Below are 24154 nucleotides of genomic sequence, written 5' to 3'. Positions count from 1 at the left end.
GCATTCATGGAGATAGGAGGCCCCATGGCAACCATTCTATTAGTTGATGATGATGAGCAGTTTCGCTATACCGCTAAGCAGATGCTGCAGATAGATAATTACCGGGTGATTGAAGCCTCTCAGGGGAAAGAGGCCATAAAAGCGTTGGAGAGTCACCACGATATCGAACTAGTAATTACCGATATATGTATGCCAGAGATGGACGGCACCGAGCTTATTCGGAGCTTAAAGGAGCGTTACCCGTCGCTACCCGTGCTAGCCATTTCTGGTGGGCAGCGCACGCTGAATAGCCGCTTTACCCTAGGCTCGGCGCGTATGGCAGGGGCAGAGCAAACATTGACCAAGCCGATCAGCCTGGCAAAGTTTCGTGAAGCTGTGCGTGAAAGTTTAGCGCGCTCGGCGCTACGTTAACCCATAACCTGTGAATAGATCACTAGTGGTATATGCATGAATAGTTTGGCACCTAACCCTTTGTGCCTGGAGAAGCAGTTCTCACTGCGTGATCTTTTTGATCTCTCTGATGCGCTGGTCGTCGCCACCGATCTAGAACAGCGCGTGGTATACGTCAACCCAGCTTTCTCAGAGGTATCTGGGTATCAACTGTCAGATGTGGTTGGCTGTATGCCGCACTATTGGGGGAGTGAATACACATCACTAGAGGCGCGGCAAAAACTAAATGAAGCGCTATTGGCTTACCGTGCCTGGTCGGGAACTTTTGTTAATCGCCGTAAAGATGGGAAGTTATGGCACGAACAACGTACTGTGCAAACGCTGTTCGATAAACAAGGTGTTCCCGTTGGCTACCTATCAATTGGGTTTATCGCCAATGAGTACGAATGCCAGTTAGTTCGCCTATCAACGCTGGAAAGTCAATATACCTTGATGGCAGCCTCTGCCCATGAGCTTAACAATATGCTCGGGGTCATTACCGGCTTAACGGAAGTGAATTTAGCGATTTTGGCCAACAGTGCTAAAAACGAAGCGGTTATAGAGAATTTACGTGCTGTATTGCACGCCGGGCAGCAGGCAGAAACACTGGTCAAGCGCTTACGCCGTGGTGGTCAGATGGGGCAGCCAGAGTTGGACATGCTTAATTTACCTGCGTTTTTAAACGCTATGCGGCGGCTACTTCAGAAAACCCTGCCTAGCCACGCCGATTTTAAGCTACTGCTACCCAGCAATGATATGCAGGTACCAATAGACGAGTCCTATCTATTGCTGGCGCTGACCAACCTTTTAAAAAATGCGGGCGAAGCGGCAAGAGAGCGCAAAAAGCCCGAAATAACCCTGACACTAGATATTAGTCAAGATGGAAAAAATGCAGTCGTGGCGGTTAGCGATAACGGCCATGGAATGTCAGATGAGCAGTTGCAGTACTTTATGGAGCCTTTTTTTACAACTAAAAAGGCGCAAGGTGGCACCGGTATGGGGATGCTACAAGTTCAGGAGTTATTGGATACGCACGGAGGCAGGCTAGAGGTAAGTAGTGTAGTGAATGGTGGAACGACTATTACACTTTTCTTACCTCTTGAGAGCGCTGCCCTAAAGGAAATGGCTTAAGAGGTTACAATGAATCAGGCAACTCACCTGCCAAGCGGCGAGCTAGAAACGATCCAGATATCAGAGACTCAAGATGTACTCCTAGAGTTGGTGGAACGTCTTTTTGAGTATTCGCCGTTACGCGTGGTGGTGACTGATCGCCGCTTTCGCGTGCTATATGCCAACGAGGCTAGCTGTACCGCGACTGGCTATTCACGCGATGAACTGAAGAGAATGCCCGCGCACCTTTGGCGCATCGACCCAAACCCACGCCTTCTCGTTTATGCCTTACTAAAAGCGTTGAGACGTGGGCAGCATATCGTTAAACGTCTGAGCCACTGCCGTGCTGACGGGGGCTTCTGGCAAGAGGAGCGGCTTTGGCTGCCGCTGATCACCTCAATCAATGGCTCCCATGAGCTAATACTTAGCATCGGCTGGAATATTGACGAGTTTCTCGCCGTTGAAGCACGCACTATTCGAAGTGAAAACATGCGAGCTATGCTGAATTTAATGACCGGGTTGTCACACGAGTTTAACAACCTGCTGGGTAGTATTAATGGCCTGGCTGAGTTGAATCAGTTGCTGCTTAGTGAAGAGCATCCGGCATTTGAAAACTCGCGGCAAATACGTCAAGCAGGTGAGCGCGCAGCTGCCCTCATTAGTGATATGGCGTTTTGTGCTGACAGCATTAACCTGAATTACCACCCTTGTAACCCTCGCACGTTAATGTTGTCGGCTTTACAGCGTTGCCAAATGAGCGCCGCATCACATTTTGAAGTCCGTCTAGTGTTTGATGAGGTACCTGATAGCGCGATTCTTGATGCTACTGTTGTAGAAAAAGCGCTGGCACAAGTAATTGAGAATGCTCTGCATGCCATGGAAGATACCGATGACCCTTGCCTGAGTTTAAAAGTTGGGTTTGGAAGGCTGCTTGGAGGAGAACCCTGTTTAGAAATGAGCATAGGCGATAATGGTGTAGGGATGGATCAAAAAATGCAGTCCCGCGTGTTTCACTCCTTTTTTACCACTAAAGCGCCAGGTAAAGGGCGTGGGTTAGGGATGGTGATGGTGAACGCTTGCGCATTACAGCATGGAGGAGATGTCAAAATTACCAGTATGCCTGGTGAAGGAACGGAAGTGGCGCTACTGCTACCGCTAAAGCCAATACCATTACCTGTGGACCTTGGCCACGATGAGCTTTAATAGCCCGTTAACGCTGCTTAGCGTTGAAGATGACCCTATCCAGCAGCGGCTACTACGGCGTCTGCTCCAGCGTCAGGGGTATTGTGTGGTTTCGGCCAATAGTGCTGAGGAAGGGCTGTCCCTGTTGCGGCAGCAGCCAGTTGACATCGTACTCATGGATGTCGTGTTGCCGGGCATGGATGGATACACGGCAACACAGCAGCTCAGGGCGCTAGAAAAGTCGCAGCATAATGGAAAGTGGCATCCAGTCATTATTGTTACCGCCAATGACACGCCAGAGGATTGGCAGCGCGCTAGTGATTGCGGTGCAGATGACTATTTAACTAAGCCAATTAAGCCTCATCAGCTGGCTAGTAAGCTATCTATCATGGCGCGTTTGTATGGTAATTATCAGGAGCTAAAGTGCACGCAAAAAGTGCGTGCACTTGGGCAAATGGCAGCCGGTATCGCACACGATTTTAATAATATGCTGCAAACCATCAATGGGAATGCGGAGCTGCTTGCAGAAGATGCTGCCGGGCAGCCTTTGCTGCTGGAGAGCATTCACGAGATTGAGTGGGCGGGCAGGCGAGGTAAACGCCTGGTAGATGAAATGCTGCTTTATGTACGTGATGAGCCGCTTGCCCTCGAAACGGTGGACCTAACCGAGTGGCTGCTTGGGTATATTGATCATTTACCTCATCAAATGCCGAATAATGTTTCGTTGAAGCATGTACTATTGCAGCGGCCCTGCGTGCAAGCCCATATTGGGCAGCTAGAGCGCATTATGGATAATCTGTGCAAAAATGCATTAAAAGCTATGCCAAATGGGGGGGAGTTAACACTCTCTACCTGGAAAAGCGAAAAACAGGGCGGGGTAAGCGTTTCTGATACGGGAAGTGGCATTATGCCTGAACACTTAGAGCGCATTTTCGAACCGTTTTTTACGACGCGCGATGTAGGCGAAGGCACGGGGCTAGGTCTTGCGGTGGTAGACAGCATCATGCAAGGCCATGGTGGTTGTGTTCAGGTTAAAAGCCTACCTAGCGTTGGTACAACGTTTACCCTGACCTTTCCCTTGACGGCAACAGTTGAGCAGTAACGATTTAGCGGTAGCAGCTGTTTAGCCACAATACAAAAAAACAACCCAGGAGCAACCATGACGGCAGTGCTGGTAATTGATGACGATAGCTCACTACGCAACATGTTAACCCGCATGTTGGAACGACAGACCTATCGCGTATACACCGCCGAGAGCGTAGAAATGGGCTTGGACCAGCTGGCGCAGCACCGCGATATCGCACTGGTGATTACTGATATTGTAATGCCAGGGCTGACAGGGGTTGAAGGCATCGTGGAGTTCCACAAACGATATCCTAAGCTACCGATACTCGCGATGTCCGGCGGCAGCCGCACGCTCTCGAAAGAGTTTTCACTGGATTCTGCCAAGCTAGCAGGTGCCAGTGCTATTTTGCCCAAGCCCTTTACCCAAGAGGGGTTGAAGTTAGCACTTGAAAAAATAGGTGTTTAATTATCCTCTTTGGTTAAAAAGGAATGCTCGGTGGCAGATTATATTTTACTGGTCGATGATGATGCGGCGGTGGGCACAACATTGAAGATGTTGTTGGAGAGCTTGGGCCATAAAGTGCGCTATGCGACCAGCGTTAATGAAGCGGTGAGCATAGCAAGCCAAGTGCGTCCGCAGCTATTGGTGACGGATATGATCATGCCAGAGGATGGCGGTATGGCCTGCATCGAAAGAATCAAAGCACTCCACCCAGGCCTACCTATTATCGCGATATCAGGGGGAAGCCGCGTATTAAGGAGCGATTTTTCGCTGAGTACTGCAAAGATGGTAGGCGCTAACTGCGTGCTGAGTAAGCCTGTAGCAAGGGCGACATTAAAACATGCCCTAGACACGCTGCTATGAGGGCTTTTAAACACCTCTTTCGCCACAATAATACTATGACAAGCTGGGAAAGGCGGCGTGTGGCGGGCATGAGCTTATCACTCGTGTTGATAGTGGGCGTTTTAGGGGTGTTTGGCGCGAGTGTTACCTCCTTAGTGCTTGTCGATATTCTGTTGTTAGGGTTTTTAGCACTGTTCTACAAGTGGCGTACAGGAGAGGTGAAGGAGAAAGAGAGTGGGCTACAGCATTTAGATGGCATCTTGAATGTGATCTCTGATGCGGTACTCGCTTTAGATAACGACTTTCGTTTCACTTACTGCAACCGTCATGGGGAGCGCTTGCTAAATGCCTCATTTATACAGTTAAAAGGGTGTGTTCTATGGGAATGCTTCCCTGAGGCAGTGGATACACCAGCGTATGCGCTTTTCCAACAGGTAATGCATCAGCACAAGGCGGGAGAAGTGCAGTTCTACTACCCGCTGCTAAAGCGTCATTTACACGTGCGAGCCTATCCCGCCGATGAGGGAATTACGGTCTATTTCACTGATGAAACGGAGCGTATCCAGCAAGAAGAAATTCTGCGCCATCAGCAAAAAATTCAAGCCGTTGGAGAGCTAACTGGCGGGGTCGCCCATGATTTTAATAATGCTCTGCAAGTTATCAGCGGTATGGCCGAAATATTGGAAGATAGGCTGCAAAATGACTCGGTGGCGTTAGGGCATCTCGCCATACTCAAGCAAGCGAGTGACCGCTCTGCTGCTTTAACCCAACAGCTACTTGCCTTCTCTCGTCGTCAAACCTTAATGCCGGAAACGCTAGACCTGAACCAACACCTGTACAAGATGGCCCCACTGCTTCGCTCTACGCTAGGGGAAACCGTGCGTCTTGCTATACGGGGGGCAAGCCAGTTGGCCTGGGTGAACATAGATGCTCACCAGTTTGATAATGCTCTGCTCAACTTGGCCATTAATGCCCGAGATGCCATGCCTCAAGGTGGATGCTTTAGCATACGCGTTACGCATACATGTATTGAAACTGCAGAGGCTGAAACTTATGACCTAATCCCTGGGGATTTTGTTGAGGTGAGTATCGAAGATACGGGGGGTGGCATTACAGAAGATATAGTTACTCAGATATTTGAGCCATTCTTTACTACCAAAGCACCTGGAGTTGGCACTGGGCTGGGGCTTTCTGCGGTGTATGGGTTTGTAAGACAGTCACATGGGCATATTCTGGCATATAGCGAGCCAGGTCAGGGCACTACCTTCCGGCTCTATTTGCCAGCTAGCGCAGCTCCAGAGCTTTGTGCCTAAGTTAGAAGAATTAGAAACTGTAAGTAATATCTTTTAACTCATATTTAAATTTCAATTTTTCGAAATTAAGCTTTCTAGATGATGCTGTTAGGTATTGTTAGTGTGAAAGTGCCTGTGAATTTTCCAAGTTAGTCAGCAATCGGCTCTAGCCTGTAACCGTATTGATATACGCTCTTTAGTCTTAGGTTATAAGTGCCATCAAGGAGTAGCTTCTTGCGCACACGGCTAATATGGGTATCGACAGTACGCGTGGTGATGTCAGCGTTAATACCCCATACCATCTCTAGAAGGTGTTCGCGGGAAAATAACCGCCCTTCATTAGTGAATAGCAGAACAGCAAGTTTGTACTCCCGGGGGGTTAGCGAAATTTTTTCGCCATGGAGGGTAATGGAGTGAGCTGCCTGGTCAATGGTGTAGGGACCATGGTGTTGTGATGCGTATTGAACTTTGAGGGTTATATTGGCTCGGCGGGCTAAGGCGTGTAACCGTGCGCGTAGTTCTACTGGGCGAATCGGTTTTGCGAGAAAATCGTCCGCTCCATTCTCTAGTGCCAAGACAACGTCATTTTCTCCTTGGCTGGCGGTTATAAATAGCACGGGCCCCTTCCAACCCAGCTCCTCTCGGAGTAGCCTGACCATTTGCATACCATCAGCATCTGGAAGATACCAGTCAATAATTAGCAAGTCGAAGGTATGCTTTTGTAGCGATTTAAGCAGGTCGCTAGCGCGGGCGAAAATGTCGCATGTTGCCAGTAAGTTGCCAGAATCATTGATCGCTTTAGTTAAAAAGCGCTGCTGAACAGGGTCATCTTCAAGTATTCCGATATGCATGCAGTAAGCCATTTCCCTTGAGGTGCTAACAAGACACAACGTGAGCATAGGTAGCGCGTAGTTAAGAGAGTGCCTGTTGAACCTATTGTTTACAATCTATGACATTTGCTCAACATTGCGTGCGGTAGCATAAGTCGTATCCATTTGGTGATGCACGAGGTTCTTCCTATGCTTACTCCGCTTCAATATACCAGCTTTCAAGGCGCGTGGATTAACGCTATCTCGCTTCATGCCCTGATGCAGCATTATGGTAACGATGCGCTAGAGCTTCGCCTGGGAAGTTACCTTGCACGCTTGAACGCTCGCCAGGTCAAGCTGCTCAGCTATGCGGAGTGCGAAGATGGCCCCTCTTTATTGCGAGAAATCGAAGCGCTATATGCTGAATCAAAGCACTATGGCTGCATTGGCCTTGCTTGGTTTGCTACGCAGCTGTTCAGCGTAGCCGAGCGTGAAGCGTTTAGTGAACTCATCGATCTGATCGCCCAAATGCCGCCATTGATTCAACGCACGCGCTGCGCTTTCAAGCAGCAAGGAGCTTACGGATCACAGGGCACTCTGTGCCACTGAGCGTAGTTGCGCCATACTGGCCTGAATGGCGTCATCAAGAGCACGTGCCTGCTCCGCACTAACGCTGTCACCCCTCTTCAGGGCCATATCAATATCGCTTGCAGCTGCCTCTATTCGGCTTGCGCCAACAGAGCCAGCTGACCCCTTGAGAGTGTGCACCTGGCGCGTGACGACTTCACCTGGCTGGCTGAGGCGCTCAGGTAGGGTTTGGAATTCATTGATTAGCTGGTCGTAAAACATGGCCAGCACTTCGATATAGAGCTCCTCATCGTTATCGGCGTATTCCAGGCCAGTGGTTATATCAAATTCTGTTAAGTGGTCGAGTAGAGGGGGCATTGCCAATTCCTAGCGTGGCGTTCGTTTGTATGATTGCGATAAATAATGAAGGATAATTGGAAACATTGTCTACATGCATTAGCTGATAATGCGCTATTGAGGAGTGGTTGATGGCATCAATGCTCACGCTGTTGGTCGTTGACGACGACCCGACGATTCGTTTACTCGCGTCGTCTGGACTTAAACGCAAAGGATATGAGGTGCTTCAAGCACCTGATGCGGAACAAGCGATAGCGCTTTGCCGTGACAACGTAATTGACCTAGCGTTGATTGATGTCAACATGCCGGGGCGTAATGGGTTTGAGCTGGTCACCTCCATTCGGCGGGGGGAGGCGGGTAGTGCCTCTCAGCAAATTCCTCTATTGATGCTGACTGGTTCAGACGATGTTGCGTCTATTGATAAAGCCTTTGAGTCAGGGGCGACCGACTTCATTACCAAACCGATTAATTTGCCACTGCTTGCTGAGCGGGTGAAATATGCGTTAAGAGGTGCGGCGCGCGAAAAAGCGTTGCGCGACACGCAGGTTGAGCAGGTCAGTGCCTGTAAGCTGGCCCGCTTGGGCTTTTGGCAACTCAGTTTTGATGACGGTGCCCTTACGTGGTCACCCGATGCAGGCGAGGTATTGCAGTGGGAGGAGTTACCCCATCATCGCGATGCGCTGCTGGCACTCCTTCCCTCTACTGATCGGTTGCGGCTTGATGCAGCGCTTAACACAGCCGAGGAGGGGGGAGGAGGCATTAATTTGGAGGTGACCGCAGGCAGCGGTCAGTTTGAGCGCAAGCTGCGTCTACAAAGCGGTAGCAAAAATGCCGACAACCAACTGGTGGGTGCTTTTCAGGATGTAACAGCACAGCGTGCCTTTGAGGATAAAGCGGTTTATCTCTCTGAGTATGATGAGCTTACCGACTTGCCCAAACGGCGGCTGTTTTTGAATTTGCTGGATGAGCAGCTAAGCGCGTCGCCAGGGGTTCCCTGGGTATTGATAGTGATTGATATCAGTCGGCTGCACCGCATCAACGATGTGCTAGGCATTCAGGCCGGTGATCAGGTGCTAGCACTGTTTGCCCAGCGGCTGAAGCAGAGTACGCCCGCTGATGCGCTTATGTGCCGCTTGGAAGCCGATACCTTTGGTGTGGCAATTCCACAAGCCGCCGAAGAAGAAGTGGAGCATCACTACCACTCTTGGCTGATGCCGTTGGCGCGCGCGTGTGTGATCAATAACGCCGAGGTGTTTGTTGACTTTACTGCGGGTGGTAGCCTTTATCCACGCGAGGCAGCCACTAGCGAGGAGCTTTTACGCACGGCACTGCTGGCTCAGCGCTTTTCGCGCCATCAGGCGGTAACGCAGCGGCTGGTAATGTTTAGCGAGGTAGATGTTAGTGAAGATGAAAGCCTGCTGAGCTTAGAGACTGATCTGCGTAAAGCTCTTGGGCGTGAAGAGTTCTTTCTGGTCTATCAGCCGCAACAGTACTTGGGCACCGGAGAAATTGTTGGGGTGGAAGCGCTGCTGCGTTGGCGGCATCACGAAAAAGGTGTGATATCGCCAGCAACGTTTATCCCACTGTTAGAGGAGAGTGGGCTAATTGTTGAGGTGGGCGACTGGGTGATACAGGAAGCCTGTCGGCAATTGGCTGAGTGGCAGCGCAAGGGGCTACACCTCTGCATGGGTGTCAACCTATCGGCATTGCAGTTTGAGCAATCTGGGCTGGCGAAGCGCATTGCCGAGCATGTCGCCGCCTATGGGCTTAAACCGCATCAGTTGGAGCTTGAAATCACTGAAAGCACGGCGATGAGTAACCCCGAGGCGACACTTGCGATTTTACATGAGCTAAAAGGGCTAGGCTTCAGAATCGCTATTGATGATTTCGGCACTGGTCACTCATCCTACGAGTATTTATTGCGCTTCCCTTTAGATACATTAAAGATTGATCGCAGTTTTGTCGTTGGGGTTGCTGAGTCGCGTGCTAGCCGTGCCATTATTCGCTCTCTGACGGCATTAAGCCAAGGGCTGGGCTTAAAGACCATCGCTGAGGGGGTAGAGACCCAGCGTCAACGTGATTACCTTGATGCGCTTGATACCGATGAGATTCAAGGCTTTTTATTGGCACGGCCTATGGAGCCACCGGCATGCCTTCAGTTCCTGCAGAAAATGGTTGCCTCTGAAAGCCGCATGGCAGAGACAGTATAAAAATAGCATTAAAAAAATGGCATAGGGTATTGGGGTGTACAGGGGGAAGTATGCAACTAATGTTTGAGCCGACAGGCACGCCAGAGGCTTTTGGCGCCGCTCTTACGGCACTTGCTGCACAGGCTGGTGTTGAAGCAGTGCTTGTGCTGGCGTGTGATGCGAATGGCTGGCAGCCCGAATATATCGATACGTGGTTGATGGGTGCCTGTGTCCCGGTAATCGGGGGGATTTTTCCGCAGATTGCGTACCAGGGGCAAAACCATACGCAGGGAACTCTTCTGATCGGTATGGCAGACGCTCCTCATATCGGCGTGGTTGAGGGCTTAAGCGATCCTACCGCTGATTTTGCACAAACAGTCGAAGTGTGGGCCGAGCAGTGGCCATTAGAGGCCGCAGAAGGTACGCATCTTGTATTGGTAGACGGCTTAGCATCGCGGATAGGGGCGCTCTTAGAAAGCCTGTTTTTCACGCTTGGCCTTAACCATAACTTCATTGGAGGCGGCGCTGGCTCGCTTAGTTTTGAGCAGCGTCCCTGCATCATGACACCGCAAGGGCTAAGGTGCGATGTTGCTCTGGTGGCGCTGCTGCCGGTGGCAAGCTTTATAGGCGTTACCCATGGCTGGACACCTATTAGTGACAGCGCGATTGTGACGTCTAGCGATCGTAACGTCATCAAAAGCATTGATTGGCAGCCAGCGGCAGACGTCTATAAAGCGATGATTTACGCTCATAGCGGCGAAAACATCACACATGCTAATTTCTTCTCTATTGCCAAGTCTTACCCTTTGGGGATTGCTAAGTTTGGAGCGGAAATGGTGGTGCGTGATCCGCTAAAAATGACCCAAGATGGAGCAGTTGTGTGCGTAGGGGAGGTGCCGGAAGGGTGTACGGTTAAGCTGTTACATGGAAACCCAGAGTCTCTGATTGCAGCGGCAGGGCAAGCACGAGAGGCCGCGTTTGCGGCTGCGCCAAAAGGCCAGGTATTTCCCGACTGCTTGCTGATTGACTGTATTTCCCGCGTGCTTTTTCTGGAGGACGATATGGCGCGTGAGCTTGAGGCAGTGAGCCAGCAAGGGCAGGTATTTGGAGCCTTCACGCTCGGGGAAATTGCTAATAATGGCAGTGATTACCTGGAGTTTTACAATAAAACAACGGTGCTGGGTCTCCTCGACACCTCACTTAGTGACCTAAAGAAGCGATAAGCACGTGGACACACGGCCCGAAACCGACATCCTTTACGAAATCTCGCTGGCCATTGGGCAGAGCCTTAACCTCAAGCCCATGCTAACGCAGAGTATCGGCACGGCGGTGCGAACACTAAATTGTGTAAGCGCCTGTGTGCTGCAACAGAGCGTGAATGAGCAAGGTACCCAGGTTCATTGGGAGCGAGTTCTTTGTATTCCCCGTGGGCTGTTTAATCAGCCCGAACATGTGGCGTTTGTTGAATCACTGCGCCTGCCCAGTGATGTGCAGGCGCTCGCAGCGCTGCATGAGCAGATGCCAATGCGTGTGCCTTATCCCGAGGGGGAGCGCTACGTGTTCTCGCTCCCGCACTTTGGGCTGCTGCTGTTGCGTCGTAAAGGAGATGGATTTTCCCATCGCTTGTTTATGTCGTTGGCAAAACTGATGGAAAAGTTGGCCAATGCAGCGCGCGCTTGTCTTTATGAGGAGGAGTTGCAGGAGAAAATTCAGCAGGCGCAAGCGGCGAACCTAGCCAAAAGCCGCTTTTTGGCCAATATGAGCCATGAAATCCGTACCCCTATGAATGGGGTCATGGGGATGCTGGACTTAGTGCTGGGTACTTCGCTGACTAAAGAGCAAGAAGAGTACCTCAATTTAGCCCGTATCAGTGCGGATCACTTGTTAGAGATCATCAATCTTTTGCTTGATATCTCTAAAATCGAGGCCAACAAGCTTGACCTACGCCCTGAAAATGCAGACTTCTATCAATTTCTAGGTCAAGTGCTAAAAGCGCAGACCCCAAGAGCGCTGGCTAAGGAAGTGCGCCTTAACTACCGTGTAGACGAGCGCTTACCGCGCTACATTGCCGTAGATACCTTGAGGCTTCAGCAGGTGCTCACGAACCTGTTAGGGAATGCGCTAAAATTTACTGAGATTGGCTCGGTGACACTCGATGTATCGCTGCTAGAACCACCGCCTAGCGAAGCACCAGGTGAACTTGCATGGATTGCATTTAAGGTTAGCGATACGGGTATTGGTATCCCAGAAGATCAAGTTGAGCGCATTTTCGAAGCATTTGAACAGGTTGATACCAAGACAAATCGACGCTTTGAAGGAACGGGGTTAGGACTCGCCATCACCCGACAGCTGGTGGAGCTTATGGGGGGGCGCATTTGGGCTAGTAGTCGCTTACACCATGGTACGTGTATGACGTTCCACCTTCCGGTGCCATTAGCCGCTCCTGTGGAAGATACTGAAGCTGAGCGCTTTGACCCAAGCAAACACCGAGTGCTGTTCGTTGAAGATGAGCAGATCGACCGAGATGTCTTTAGTGCCATGATGAAGGTGCTAAAGGTACCTTTTGAGCTCTGTACCAGCGGACCAGAGGCGCTTTTTCGCTTGCGCCATCCGCCGAATGCGCAGAGCGATTTTGACCTCGTGCTGATTGATGTGCGAATGCCGGGAATGAGTGGCTACACCCTAGCAGAGATGCTCATTGAAGAGCGTTTGGTACAGCCAAGCCAAATTCGCATTGTCACTTCCTCGGCACTCGCGGGCGATACGCAGCGTTGTCAGGCACTAGGTATTCCAGGTTACATCACTAAACCGTTAACGTTAGACGATCTGCAGCAGCTTCTACGTGAACAGCAAACGCCGTCATTGCAGCGTGGTGCCGATAGTGAGCCACAGGTTAGCGCTGAGAAAGCGCACGCGCTCTCAATCTTGTTGGCGGAAGATAACAAGATTAATCAGAAGCTGACGTTGAAACTATTGGATAAGTTTGGCGCTGTTTACGAGGTGGCTGCTAATGGTGAAGAGGCAGTGGCCAAATTCAAAGAGCAGGCGTTTGATGTTGTCTTAATGGATATGATGATGCCGGTAATGGATGGCATTCAGGCAACTTACGCTATCCGCGATTATGAGGCGCAAGCTGCGCTACCTGAAACCCCCATCATTGCCCTAACAGCTAATGCTATGAAAGGGGATCGCGAACGTTATCTGAGTGAAGGTATGCAAGGGTATGTGGCCAAGCCGGTTAATGCTAAGCGGCTTGAAAGTGAAATCATACGGGTCCATGAAGCAGCCGCCACACAGCGAAAGCGTAGTGAAGAGCCTAAGTTATCTACTAACAAGATGCTGCTGGATGATTTCTTAGCCATGGCAGAAGTAGTGACGCCAGAGGTGGATACATCAGAAGAAGATTCGGGTACTGCTAACTCGTGTAGTAATGCTCCGGCAGCCTTTTCCTCTGATAGCCTTTTTGATTGGCAGGCGAGTGTTGAACAGCTTGGTGGAAATGAAAGCGTTGTCGCATCGCTGGTAGGGCTTTTGCTGAATTCACTACCTAAGCATCAGGAGCGTATCCAGCATGCCCTTGCCGTTGCCCCAAGCGCAGATGAAATTGCCCGCTATGCACATGCATTGCAAGAGGATTTACGTCCTTTTAGCGTACCGACTGTTGAGTGGTACGCTGCTAATTTACAACAGGCTGCAGAAAAAGAGAGCTCGCCCCTTATGCTGCAACGCCTACTGCGTGAACTCTCTTATATGCTTGTAGCGCTAGAAAAAGAGCTGCACGCTCTGTATGGGCTGAAATAATGGGCAACAACCAGGCCGCTTACACTGCAAAGGCTACGCGAGGATATACGGTTCACGGCTATCCGCCGGCAGCGCAAGGCGTAAAGCTGTCGGCATGCCCGAACGAGCCGCCGCCAGGTTTTGCAATTGTTTTCAATCTAACCAGCCAAGGTGCGTTATTTTGTTGGCATCAATGTTGCAGCAGATATTAAACAACACTGTGCTTGAAACATTGAGCGTGAAACATTGTGCTTGAAATATCGTGCTCGAAACATTGCACTTAAAAACTGTGCTTATAAGCATATATTTCGGTGTCTACTGCGAATAAAAGGTTATTTAACGATGGCAATGACAAAAACATTATCAAAAGCGTGGATAACAGCAGGCAAAACAGCACTGCTGGCGGTTGGCCTATTCAGCGCGTCAGTAAGTTTTGGTCTTGATACCCCTGAGGGGCGCGTGATCCTGACTGTTAGTGGAAACATTAGCGAAACCAACGCGGATGATACCGCGGTGTTTGACTATGCCATGCTGGAAGCGTTGGAAAGCCATACGACTGTGACCAGTACACCTTGGCATGATCAGCAAATGACATTTAAGGGGCCTTTAGCACGCGTGCTGCTGGATACCTTAGGGGCGGAAGGAGACACCGTGCGTGCTATTGCGCTCAATGATTACGAAGTGAGCATACCGGTTGAGGACCTCCTTGAGTACGACGTTATCCTGGCCACCCATGCCAATGGCAACCCGATGAGCGTTCGCGAGCATGGCCCAATCTTTGTGATCTACCCCTATGATGAGCATCCTGAGTTAAACCGGGAAACCATTTATGCGCGCTCAGCGTGGCAAGTAAATCGTTTAATTATTGACTGAGCTGCTGCTGGGGTCACAAAGGTACTGAAATGCCCAATGCGTTCTATCGCGAGCTACCCGGTTTTATTCGCAGAAACCTGCTATCGGTTGTTGGCATTAGCGTCTTTTTTATTGCCTCGTTAACGCTTGGCAGCCTCGCGCTATATAAGCACCAGGCACCGAATAAGCGGCTTTTTGAGGATGCTGTTTGGGCCTCTTACCAGCTAGACCGTGAAGTGCGCGATGTTCGTATCACGCTACTAGAAGCAACACCTGACATGCTTGATGAGGTGAGACTGGCCTACGATATTCTTTACAGTCGACTAAAAGTCATCGAGCGTGGCCAGGTGGCAGAGCTGATTCGTCGCGTACAGCTGCGTGAGTATGAGGTTGATCAGGTCGTCGCTGATATAAAAGCACTGGATAGCACTTTTATGTCGCTTAGCCCTACTACCTTGGCGCAGCAGCGGGAGGTATTAAACCAAGCTTTAAACGACGTGCAGCATGCCACTGGGCAGATTGCGACCGAGGTGAATCACTACTTTTCACGGCAGCGACAAGCTGACAGGAGAAGCCTGGATACGCTAATTCGTGCCACCTTGATTTTAGTCTCTCTCACGATGCTGGCTGGTCTATTGCTACTGATTCAGCTCAGACACCAGCGCAAAGCCTTGGAGTTGCGTCAGCAAAAATTAAAAATTGCGAATGAACAGCTTGAGAGCGCTCGGCATAAAGCGGAAGAAGCAAGCCAAGCTAAGTCAGATTTTATGGCGGTTATGAGCCATGAAATTCGCACGCCTCTTAACGGCATCGTGGGTATAACAGATCTACTCGAAGACGAAGTGGTGACCAGTGCGACGGGACGTGAGTATCTCAGTACGCTGCGTGATAGCACCCATGCGTTATCGACAGTGATTAACGACATTCTCGATTACTCGCGGATTGCGGCGGGAAAGCTATCGCTTTCTCCCCGCCCGTTTCTGCTAGATACGTTTCTCACGACGTTATGCCGGAGTTACCAACTGCGCGCACGGGGTTCTCAAGTAGCGTTTCACTGCAAGCACTTAGATTCGCTTGGAGTGGTGTTAGCAGATCCTGACCGATTGCGTCAAGTGTTAATGAACTTGCTGAACAACGCGTTTAAGTTTACTGATCAAGGCAGCGTTGTATTAGAGGTGTCACCAGAGCGCCAGGATGAAGGAACATTACTACTCACCTTCCTCGTATCTGACACTGGCTGTGGGATGAGTGCAGAGCAGCAAGAAAAGCTGTTCCAGCCCTTTTCACAGGTGGATACGTCGCTTTCGCGTCAGCGTGAAGGGACAGGGTTGGGGCTAGTGATATGCCAGCAATTAGTCAAAGCCATGGGCGGCGATATTCAGCTGACGAGTACGCCTAATGAAGGTAGCTGCTTCTATTTCACGCTTTCCTTACCACGTGCTGAACTGCCGAGCGCTGAGCCTTTGTCCAGTGATACTGCCGCTAAGCAGGCGAATATTTTGGTGGTAGAAGATAATGCAATTAACCAGATGCTAATTCGTAAGCAGTTGTCGAAGCTTGGCCATCGGGTAGAAATTGCCGAGGATGGTCAGCAAGGCGTTGATAAAGCGGCTGAAAAACACTTCGATATTATTTTGATGGATATGCAAATGCCCGTTATGGATGGGCTAGAAGCGACACAAACCCTGCGAGCGCGTGGCAATACCACGCCGATCCTAGCCATGACCGCTAATGCAATGCCGGAAGATCGCAAGCGCTGCTTAGATGCGGGTATGCAAGAGGTAATCACCAAACCAGTACATGCTACTACGTTGCAACGGCGCCTGAATGCTTATCTCAATGCGGAGAGCTGAAATGCGTAGTAGGGTTTAGGCGCGGTTGGAGTGTCCAATGGCGAGCCTGCGTAATTCAAAACTGAAGTTAAAAAAGAGGTTGTGGTGACCGAAAAAACGGCGTTATCCAATTATGGGGTCGCACTCCAGCCGATTTGTAATGCGCGCTTTGTCCATGTCGCTGATGAGTTACTGTATAGAGCGAAGCCGGGTGCTGACTTTGCGCAAATTGACGATCCTTTGCTTGCTACCGCGCGTGCTTGTACGACTGCTTTTTACGAAGTGGGGTTACAAGCATTAGTTGGTGAGCGGCGCCTGTTTTTTAACGCTACAGCTGAGTGGGTAAATAACCCAGATATTATGCCGCTGCCGAATAGCCAGCTGGTAGCGGAAGTTCCTACGTCGTTGCTGACTGAGCCAGATGTCTTAGAGCAGCTGACACAGCTGCGCCAACAGGGTTATTTAATTTGTGTCGACGATACTACGCTAGAGATTCATCAAGATGCTGTACTCGATAGTGCCGATTTTTTAAAAGTCGATGTGCGGCGAAAAGATGCCTGGGAATGGCCGTCACGCTATCAGCGGGAGTCGCTAACGCTGATAGCCACCTTTGTAGAGAACCGTGAGCAGCTGGAAAAGGCAAAGCAGGCGGGGTTTCAGCTATTCCAAGGATTTGTTTTTGCCCCTCCTAATCATATTCAAACACCAAACAAAAAGCGTTCTAGTAACCCAGCGGTAGAGATGCAGCTGCTTGCTGAGTTAGCGCTGAATGACTTGGATCTGGAACCCTTGGAGAAGCTGCTGGTGCAGCACCCGCATTTGTGCCAATTGATTTTTAAACAGCTAAACTCAGCGGCACATGCCAACCTAGTGCGCACCGTGAGTAGCCTGCGTGAAGCAGTCCAGCTGTTAGGCGCTCGACGTCTAAGGGCGTTAGCTGCGGCGCTTTCGCTTTCACGCAACGACCCCGTTCAGGCGGTGCAGCTTCGAGAAGTGGTGATACGGGCAGCGCTTTGTCGAAATATAGCCAGCCATCTGCAAGATGTAGAGGAGGGCACCGCCTTTACTTTAGGGCTGCTTTCGTTAATCGGGCAGATTGAGGGTGAACCAATGGAGTCATTACTGGCTTCAGTTCCGCTGGACGATACGGTTAAAAAAGCGTTACTTAACCGAGAAGGAGGGCTTGGGCGGCTACTTAACTTGGTAGAGCGCTTCGAGCAAGGGTCACTGAATCAAGTCAGCGGAAATGTGTTGAGCCTTCTGAACGATGATTATTTGAAGGCGGTTGCCTGGGCGGATTCATTAATTAACCACTCGTTAAATGAGGCGTAAGGCTCAGAGGGCAGCGACATACGCCACGTTGTTTTGAATCTACGCTGCTGCCACCCATGGCTGAGACCGAGGAGTTGGTCGTGAGCAGGGCAAGAGTAAATCTGATTCAAATGTAGGTCAGGCTAGTTTGAGTATTGATATTAATATACAGAAAAGCGCTGGCACCATTGCCAGCGCTTTTCTGCTTATATATGAAGCTCTTTACATCTGCTCTAGTTTCTCATCTTCAAGTGCTGTTTGACCTAAGCGGTAAGAGGTGGGCTGGAAGCTCTGAGTGGGTTCGCCTTTATACACTAGCTCAGGTGGTTGTAAGTGCGGTGCTTGCTTTTTAGAACCAGATATTGCTTGAAGGGCAGCGCGCTGCTCGCTCTCACTAAGGAATGCCATGGTACTGTGAGATAAAGAGCGCATCTGTTCGACAAGGTGTATGGTTGCCTCTTTATATGCAGCCATGCTGGAAGAGCTGGACTGCGTGCTGTGATCAATATCGTTAATGGCGCGACTAATTTGGCTGACACCTTTGCTTTGCTCACGCGTTGCCGCTGTAATCTCCTCCATAAGGTCGTTCACTTGGTGGCTAGCCTCGCGAATGTCTTTTATTGCATTCGTAGCTTCATGTGTTTGCGCCTGACCACTATGAATGCTTTGACGTGCTTGTTCGATGAGACTTTGCACTTGCTTGGCTGCTTCGGCAGATTGATGTGCAAGTTTGCGGACTTCTTCTGCGACAACTGCAAACCCGCGCCCGTGTTCGCCTGCGCGAGCAGCCTCCACTGACGCGTTTAACGCTAGAATGTTAGTTTGAAAAGCAATGGTATCAATAGTGTGAACAATGCTGGACATATTCTCTGCGTGCTGGGTAATCTCTTCCATAGCTTCTGCGAGTTGCCCCATAATATTACTGGTATGGTCTACCGCATTCACATTACCTACCGAAGCATGGCTAGCTTGTTGCGCGTTATGAGCGCTTTGTTGCACTGTGGAAGAAATTTCTTCAGTACTAGCTGCAGTTTGTTGAACTGCTGAAGCCTGCTGTTCAAGCCGTGCTGCCATCGTTTCATTACTCCCTGAAATACTTTCTACCGCAGGGCGTACAACGGCAACACGCTCGTTAATATCGCCTATTAACCTTTCGAGTGAACGGCGCATAAAATCCATGGTGCGCAGCGTATTGTCCATCTCACTTTTGCCAACCTGTGGAATAGCCGCTGCTAAATTGCCAGCGGCAAGTTGTAAAGCGAAATCGTTAGTTTTATACATAAAACGGCGGCTGCGTAAGCCATTAAACCATTGCCAAAGACCCATGCCTAAGCCGCCTATAATGCCAGCTGCAAGGAAAATGAGGTTCATATTGCTTTCTGGTGCTGTGTGTGACAGGGCAATAGAAGCACTGATGCCTAAACCACTAAATAATGACAATCCTACAAGACTAGATAGAGCCGTTTTAACACGCATGCTTTGAAAGTTAATAGGCAAAAGGCGATGACGTAGAGTGCATCGGTAAGCGGTGCCGTGCCTGACCCTATAACGCCCTCGCTGCTCGCGGATATCTTTATAAACCTTTTCAGCATGTGTGACTTCTGAACGGCTGGGTTTGACGCGAACAGAACAGAAGCCTGTTACCTGATTGCCTTCACGGATGGGAACTACGTTAGCTCGCACCCAGTAGTACTCGCCATTCTTGCGGCGATTTTTAACCAACCCTGACCAGTATTTACCCGCTGTCAAATCGTCCCACATATCTTTGAAAACCACTTCTGGCATATCCGGGTGGCGAACAATATTGTGCGGTGAACTGATTAGCTCTTCGTAGCTATAGCCGCTTACATCGATAAAGGCTTGATTAGCATACAATATACGGCTTTGTTTATCTGTTTTTGAGATCAGTACGTCACCGTCTTCAAGGGTGTACTCACTCTGAATTACTGGGCCATTATCACGCATCTTGGTTCATCCTTAAGTTATTCATGAACCGTCAGGGTGTTATTTTTTTATTTTCATATAGTTAAATTACAATTTGTTATTTGTCGTTTTTATAGGTGTGGCGAGTGTTTGTAGCGAAAGCCGCGCAGGAAAAATTTTGTGTAAGTGTACAATATAAAATATGGGTACTAACTATATTGTCCAATTGATCGCCTTCCTTACGATAGAGGTGAGTCTGTTATGTTGACAACTTCTAAGGCATTGATGCTAACAAAATGAATTAAAAAATACATTGTTTTGTGACAATCTTTTACTTTCTGAAACCTCTCTGTCCGTTTTGCAGCCCAATGGCCACCTCACACCTCACACCTCACACCTCACACCTCACACCTCACAGGCTGATGTGTGGCCATTACTCTGAACCAAGCACCACATGGCTGTCCAGGCGTTGTATAGGCAAGTGCTGTAAAATCTATGTACAAATTGTGTATAATAAATTAGGATTAATCAAAAATTGGATAAGACAGGAACGCCCATATGCTGAATTTTGCACGTTTCAAAGTTCGTCACCGCCTGATGACAGGGTTTAGTGCGCTTTTGGTGATTTTAAGTGTGCTCACTGTGGTAGGGATCGACCGCGTTAACACAATTGATGAGCGGCTTCACTCAATCAATGACATCAATGGTCGGCTGATGCGCCATGCCATTAACTTTCGTGGCAGCGTGCATGACCGGGCCATTGCACTGCGTGATATCACGTTGGTGAGCGAAGCATCTGACGTCAATGAACTAGTCGACCTTTATGAGCGTCTAGCAAACAACTATCGGGAAGCTGAGGAGAGCCTGCAGGCGATGTTTGCCAACTACCCAGAAATTATTTCAGAGCGTGAGAAAGCGTTGTTTGCTGATATCGACCGTGTTGCTCAGCGCGGCCGTGACTATGCGCAAGCGATCATAAGCGAGCGCCGTGAAGGAGACTTTATTACCGCCCGCGAAATTGCCGTTGGGGAAGGGGGAGACACCTTTGCCGAGTGGCTTGACGCTATCAATGTTTTTATAGATTACCAAGAAGCGCAAAGTGCTGATGACACAGTGGTTGCTCGCAGCGTGGCTGAAGGTTTTGGTCAGCTGATGGTTACCTTAACTGCGCTTGCTATATTGCTGGGTATCGGTATTGCCGTATTTATTTCTCGTCAGCTGATAAAAGAGCTTGGTGCAGAACCACATGAGGTACGGGCCTTTGCACAGGCGGTTGGTCAAGGTGACCTTACCGTCAAGCCGCATCTCGCCCCGGGTGATGACCACAGCATTATGTCAGCTCTCGCGAATATGGTTGACCAGCTACGTGATCTTGTTGCTCAAGTCCAGCGCTCAGCTGAGACCGTGGCGAGTAATAGCCAACAAATCGCTGAAAGCAACAATGATTTAGCTTCTAGTATGGAGCAGCAGGCGAGCGCGCTAGCCCAAACGTCGACCGCGATGGATGAGCTGCACGGTACTGTGGAGCAGAATGCAGATAACTCCCAGCAGGCAAGCGAGGAAGCAAACGGTGCCGCCAATACGGCTAAGCGCGGGGGGGAATCTGTTTTCCAGGTGACAGAAACTATGAAAGCTCTAAGTGAGAGCTCCCAAGAAATTGCAGGGATCATTTCGACAATCGACTCGATTGCATTTCAAACCAATATCCTCGCACTCAACGCATCCGTTGAAGCTGCTCGTGCGGGGGAGCATGGGCGTGGTTTTGCTGTGGTTGCTCAAGAGGTACGCAAGCTTGCCCAACGTAGTGCCGAAGCTGCAAGTGAAATTACTGCTCGGATTACCGGCAACTTAGAGCGCGTGAAGCATGGGGACAGCCAGGCAGAAGAAGCGAGCAAAGCAACTGAAGAGATTGTCGCTGCTATTGAGCGTGTAACCAGTATCATGCACAAGATCAGCCATGCTAGCTTAGAGCAAAGCAAAGGTGTCGGAGAAGTGAATGCTGCTGTTACCGATATGGATCGCGTCACGCAGCGTAATGCACTCAATATTCAAGAGGGTGCTCAGTCTGCTACGCAATTACAAGAGCATGCGAATGAGCTGCTGAGTGCTGTAGAGGTATTTAAGTTACCCGAGTACAACCAGGCGCTTGCACTGTCTGATCGATAACCCTTTTGGTTAGCTATTACTGTTAACATAGGTTGTGAAACGCCCCTTGCCTGATATATGGCAAGGGGCGTTTTTTATTCGACTTTAGCCCTCGGTGGGGGTGTTAAACACGCTAAAACTAGCTACTTGTTTGAATTTGTTAGTGCTTTAGCGGTAATTGATTTAATGAATATAGGCAGTGTTTTCTATAAAGGTTAAACGTTGTCTTGTGGCCGTGTGCCTGCTTGATAAGAGTGTGAGGTTAGCTACTCTCAAATAACTCGAACGACACATCGAGTACCAGTAGATGAGTTGGTTTTGCCGAATTCATGAAAAGGAGATTTATCATGGCGAATAACCGCAACGATAAGGGAATGAGCCGCGAAGAGGCAGGACAGAAGGGTGGTGAAAAGACCGCTAAAATCCACGATAAAGAGTTTTACGAAGATATCGGCCAAAAAGGCGGCGAAAAAAGCGGTGGTAACTTTGCCAACGACCCTGAGCGCGCCTCGGAAGCCGGTAAAAAAGGTGGCGAAAATAGCCACAGCGGTGGTGGTAACAACCGTTAATTAGCACGCTTTTAACTGTTTTTACACGTTCAAGGGTGCCTTTAGCCGTTCAGGCTAAAGGCACAAGGAGCCAAGGATGAATAGTCCTGTGAACGATAAGAACTTTGATATGGTGAGCACACTATATCATGCCTCTCAAGGTGTTCAGCTAAGCTCGCAATTTTCTCAAGATGCTAAAAAGAAGTCCGATCAAGAAGCCCAAGCGTTTTTTGATCGTGTGGCAAAGCATTACGAAGAAATCGCTGACGAAGCACGGAAGCTGCTAAAGCAGAAGCTTTAAGTTTGTTGCCAGGGGCGTGCCCCTGGCAATTACGTTAGGAGAATAGCGCCATGTTCCACCACTCTGGAAAGTTACAGTATCCCGTTAAGGTTGATAAGCCCAACCCGGAGTTTGCCATGCTGCTGCAGCAGGCCATTGGCGGCATTGAAGGTGAAATCCGGGTTGCGATGCAGTACTTCTTTCAGGCCATGGGCGCACGGGGCGATGACCGTATCCGCGATATGCTGATGTCTACCGCCACGGAAGAGCTTTCCCATATCGAAATGCTGGGCCACGCGGTTGCCCTTAACCTGGAGGGGGCGCCGGTCTCCTATCAAGAGGCCACCGCCAAAGACCCAGTCATGAATGCCATTCTGGGCGGAGCCAACCCGCGTCATCTGCTCTCATCCGGCCTTTCGGCCATGCCGGTGAACTCTAACGGCGTGCCCTTTGATATGAGCCATGTGTACGCCACGGGCAATATCGCCGCGGATATGCTGGCTAACGCCACGGCGGAAGCCGGTGGCCGAGTCTTGGCATCGCGCCTGTATAACTGGACCGATGACCACGGTATGAAAGATTTCCTCTCTTTCTTAATTGCCCGCGACACTTACCACCAGCAGCAGTGGTTAGCGGTGATTGAGGAGTTGGGTGGCTTTGAGAAACAGCTGCCAATTCCCAACGCCACGCCGGAAGATAACGAGGCGATGCAGCACTCTTACTACTACCTCAACACACTGTTGGATAAAGAAGCACCGAAAGGCCGCTGGTCGGAAGGCCCTTCGCTGGATGGCCGCAGCCATTACAGCGTGCGTAACCAGCCCGCGCCCGAAGGCCAGGAGCCGAGCCTGGGCAGTGCAAAAGAGAAGTCGGGTGCCCAGAAAGAGCAGATCGACCCCAACAAGTAAGCGTTGTTGGAAATGTTTTTGTTAACTATTTTTTGTTAACTGTTGCTTGTTAACCATGCCGCTAATGAACAAGGAGAGCGCACGATGGAAGCCAAATATTTGGAAAATTGGTTACGCGATGCCCATGCTATGGAGAAGCAAGCGGAAGAGATGTTGAAAGCGCAGGCGAAGCGGATCGAACACTATCCGGCCCTGCGCGCACGGATTGATCAGCACCTGCATGAAACCGAACACCAAGCTGAAAAGCTGGAGCGGGTGATGACCGAATTGGGGATTGATACCTCCGCCATGAAAGATATGGGCGGTAAGCTGTCTGCCTTTGGACAGGCGTTAGGCGGCATGATGGCTGGCGATGAAGTAGTGAAAGGCGGTATCGCCAGCTATGCCTTTGAATGTTTTGAAATTGCCAACTATAAGGCCCTGATTGCCGCTGCCGAGCAGGCCAACCAGCCTGAGGTTGTGAGGGTTTGTCAGGAGATTTTAAAGGAAGAGCAAGCCATGGCCGATTGGCTGGACCAACACCTGGATGAAACGACACGAACCTTCCTTACCCGCGCCAATGACAACGATGTACAGGCTAAGAAGTAGCGTAGCGCGGGATAGCTAGCCACGCCCTTTCCCCGGTAGTCCAGGCCGGGGTTTTTTGTGTCGTCTATTTCTATTTGTATTTCTATTTGTGCCACTAAAAAACTTCTCCAGGCGGTTGCACAGGATAGGAACAGGATAGGAAA

General features: G+C 50.0%; 22 protein-coding genes. 19 read left to right on the top strand and 3 right to left on the bottom strand.

From position 1 onward, the window contains the following. Positions 1 to 24 precede the first annotated feature (24 nt). From LG300_RS13370 to LG300_RS13340, 7 genes are all read left to right on the top strand, one after another. Positions 25 to 411: a response regulator gene (locus LG300_RS13370; protein ID WP_404375809.1), complete on the top strand. Its 387-nt coding sequence runs from the start codon at positions 25 to 27 to the stop codon at positions 409 to 411. Between the two features lie 36 nt (positions 412 to 447). Beyond that, on the top strand, positions 448 to 1560 hold the full coding sequence (locus tag LG300_RS13365; protein WP_404375808.1) for an ATP-binding protein: 1113 nt from the start codon (positions 448 to 450) through the stop codon (positions 1558 to 1560). 9 nt (positions 1561 to 1569) lie between these two features. Next, on the top strand, positions 1570 to 2742 hold the full coding sequence (locus LG300_RS13360) for an ATP-binding protein (RefSeq protein WP_404375807.1): 1173 nt from the start codon (positions 1570 to 1572) through the stop codon (positions 2740 to 2742). Beyond that, entirely contained in the window at positions 2732 to 3823 is a 1092-nt protein-coding gene (locus LG300_RS13355; RefSeq protein WP_404375806.1) for a response regulator, read from the top strand. The genes LG300_RS13360 and LG300_RS13355 overlap by 11 nt, the downstream gene beginning before the upstream one ends. Positions 3824 to 3880: 57 nt before the next feature. Further along, positions 3881 to 4252, top strand: coding sequence for a response regulator (locus LG300_RS13350; protein WP_404375805.1), 372 nt, complete (start codon positions 3881 to 3883; stop codon positions 4250 to 4252). Positions 4253 to 4282: 30 nt separating this feature from the next. Beyond that, positions 4283 to 4651, top strand: a complete 369-nt coding sequence (locus LG300_RS13345) for a response regulator (protein WP_404375804.1) — start codon at positions 4283 to 4285, stop codon at positions 4649 to 4651. 68 nt (positions 4652 to 4719) lie between these two features. Further along, positions 4720 to 5943: a nitrogen regulation protein NR(II) gene (locus tag LG300_RS13340; protein ID WP_404375803.1), complete on the top strand. Its 1224-nt coding sequence runs from the start codon at positions 4720 to 4722 to the stop codon at positions 5941 to 5943. Between the two features lie 128 nt (positions 5944 to 6071). Here the strand turns inward: LG300_RS13340 and LG300_RS13335 are convergent, their stop codons facing one another. Continuing rightward, positions 6072 to 6773 (bottom strand): response regulator transcription factor, encoded by a 702-nt coding sequence (locus tag LG300_RS13335; RefSeq protein ID WP_404375802.1) that lies wholly within the window; start codon positions 6771 to 6773, stop codon positions 6072 to 6074. 168 nt (positions 6774 to 6941) lie between these two features. Here LG300_RS13335 and LG300_RS13330 point away from each other — a divergent pair, with 168 nt between their 5' ends. Then, entirely contained in the window at positions 6942 to 7340 is a 399-nt protein-coding gene (locus LG300_RS13330) for a hypothetical protein (RefSeq protein WP_404375801.1), read from the top strand. Here LG300_RS13330 and LG300_RS13325 read toward each other — a convergent pair. Continuing rightward, positions 7317 to 7676: an Hpt domain-containing protein gene (locus LG300_RS13325; RefSeq protein WP_404375800.1), complete on the bottom strand. Its 360-nt coding sequence runs from the start codon at positions 7674 to 7676 to the stop codon at positions 7317 to 7319. The genes LG300_RS13330 and LG300_RS13325 overlap by 24 nt on opposite strands. A 110-nt stretch (positions 7677 to 7786) precedes the next feature. On the opposite strand from LG300_RS13325, the gene LG300_RS13320 reads away from it, so the two are divergent. The 6 genes from LG300_RS13320 (at position 7787) to LG300_RS13295 (ending at position 17640) form a co-directional block, all read left to right on the top strand. After that, positions 7787 to 9865, top strand: coding sequence for a putative bifunctional diguanylate cyclase/phosphodiesterase (locus LG300_RS13320; RefSeq protein WP_404375799.1), 2079 nt, complete (start codon positions 7787 to 7789; stop codon positions 9863 to 9865). A 50-nt stretch (positions 9866 to 9915) separates the two neighbouring features. Next, on the top strand, positions 9916 to 11067 hold the full coding sequence (locus tag LG300_RS13315) for an FIST signal transduction protein (RefSeq protein ID WP_404375797.1): 1152 nt from the start codon (positions 9916 to 9918) through the stop codon (positions 11065 to 11067). Between the two features lie 4 nt (positions 11068 to 11071). Continuing rightward, on the top strand, positions 11072 to 13645 hold the full coding sequence (locus LG300_RS13310) for a response regulator (protein ID WP_404375796.1): 2574 nt from the start codon (positions 11072 to 11074) through the stop codon (positions 13643 to 13645). Positions 13646 to 13972: 327 nt separating this feature from the next. Next, complete coding sequence (locus LG300_RS13305; protein WP_404375795.1) at positions 13973 to 14497, top strand: molybdopterin-dependent oxidoreductase; 525 nt, start codon at positions 13973 to 13975, stop codon at positions 14495 to 14497. Positions 14498 to 14526: 29 nt separating this feature from the next. Then, positions 14527 to 16329, top strand: coding sequence for a response regulator (locus LG300_RS13300; RefSeq protein WP_404375794.1), 1803 nt, complete (start codon positions 14527 to 14529; stop codon positions 16327 to 16329). Positions 16330 to 16413: 84 nt separating this feature from the next. Further along, positions 16414 to 17640: an EAL and HDOD domain-containing protein gene (locus LG300_RS13295; RefSeq protein WP_404375793.1), complete on the top strand. Its 1227-nt coding sequence runs from the start codon at positions 16414 to 16416 to the stop codon at positions 17638 to 17640. Between the two features lie 201 nt (positions 17641 to 17841). Here LG300_RS13295 and LG300_RS13290 read toward each other — a convergent pair whose 3' ends face one another. Continuing rightward, complete coding sequence (locus LG300_RS13290) at positions 17842 to 19584, bottom strand: methyl-accepting chemotaxis protein (RefSeq protein WP_404375792.1); 1743 nt, start codon at positions 19582 to 19584, stop codon at positions 17842 to 17844. Between the two features lie 516 nt (positions 19585 to 20100). On the opposite strand from LG300_RS13290, the gene LG300_RS13285 reads away from it, so the two are divergent. From LG300_RS13285 to LG300_RS13265, 5 genes are all read left to right on the top strand, one after another. Next, positions 20101 to 21708 carry a methyl-accepting chemotaxis protein gene (locus LG300_RS13285; RefSeq protein ID WP_404375791.1) on the top strand — a complete coding sequence of 536 codons (1608 nt, stop codon included), beginning with the start codon at positions 20101 to 20103 and terminating at the stop codon, positions 21706 to 21708. Positions 21709 to 22034: 326 nt separating this feature from the next. Then, a complete protein-coding gene (locus tag LG300_RS13280) occupies positions 22035 to 22256 on the top strand; it encodes a general stress protein (protein ID WP_404375790.1) in 222 nt (73 codons plus the stop codon). 76 nt (positions 22257 to 22332) lie between these two features. Next, the gene (locus tag LG300_RS13275) at positions 22333 to 22536 is read left to right on the top strand and encodes a hypothetical protein (RefSeq protein ID WP_404375789.1); all 204 of its coding nucleotides are present in this window, start codon (positions 22333 to 22335) and stop codon (positions 22534 to 22536) included. Positions 22537 to 22586: 50 nt separating this feature from the next. Next, positions 22587 to 23423 (top strand): manganese catalase family protein, encoded by an 837-nt coding sequence (locus LG300_RS13270; RefSeq protein WP_404375788.1) that lies wholly within the window; start codon positions 22587 to 22589, stop codon positions 23421 to 23423. Positions 23424 to 23507: 84 nt separating this feature from the next. Next, a complete protein-coding gene (locus LG300_RS13265) occupies positions 23508 to 24011 on the top strand; it encodes a ferritin-like domain-containing protein (RefSeq protein WP_404375787.1) in 504 nt (167 codons plus the stop codon). Positions 24012 to 24154: the final 143 nt, after the last annotated feature.

The organism is Vreelandella aquamarina (assembly GCF_044805175.1).
Classification (GTDB): domain Bacteria; phylum Pseudomonadota; class Gammaproteobacteria; order Pseudomonadales; family Halomonadaceae; genus Vreelandella; species Vreelandella aquamarina_B.
The sequence above is the reverse complement of the archived record's forward strand: the minus strand, read 5'-3'. Positions and strand labels throughout refer to the sequence as shown.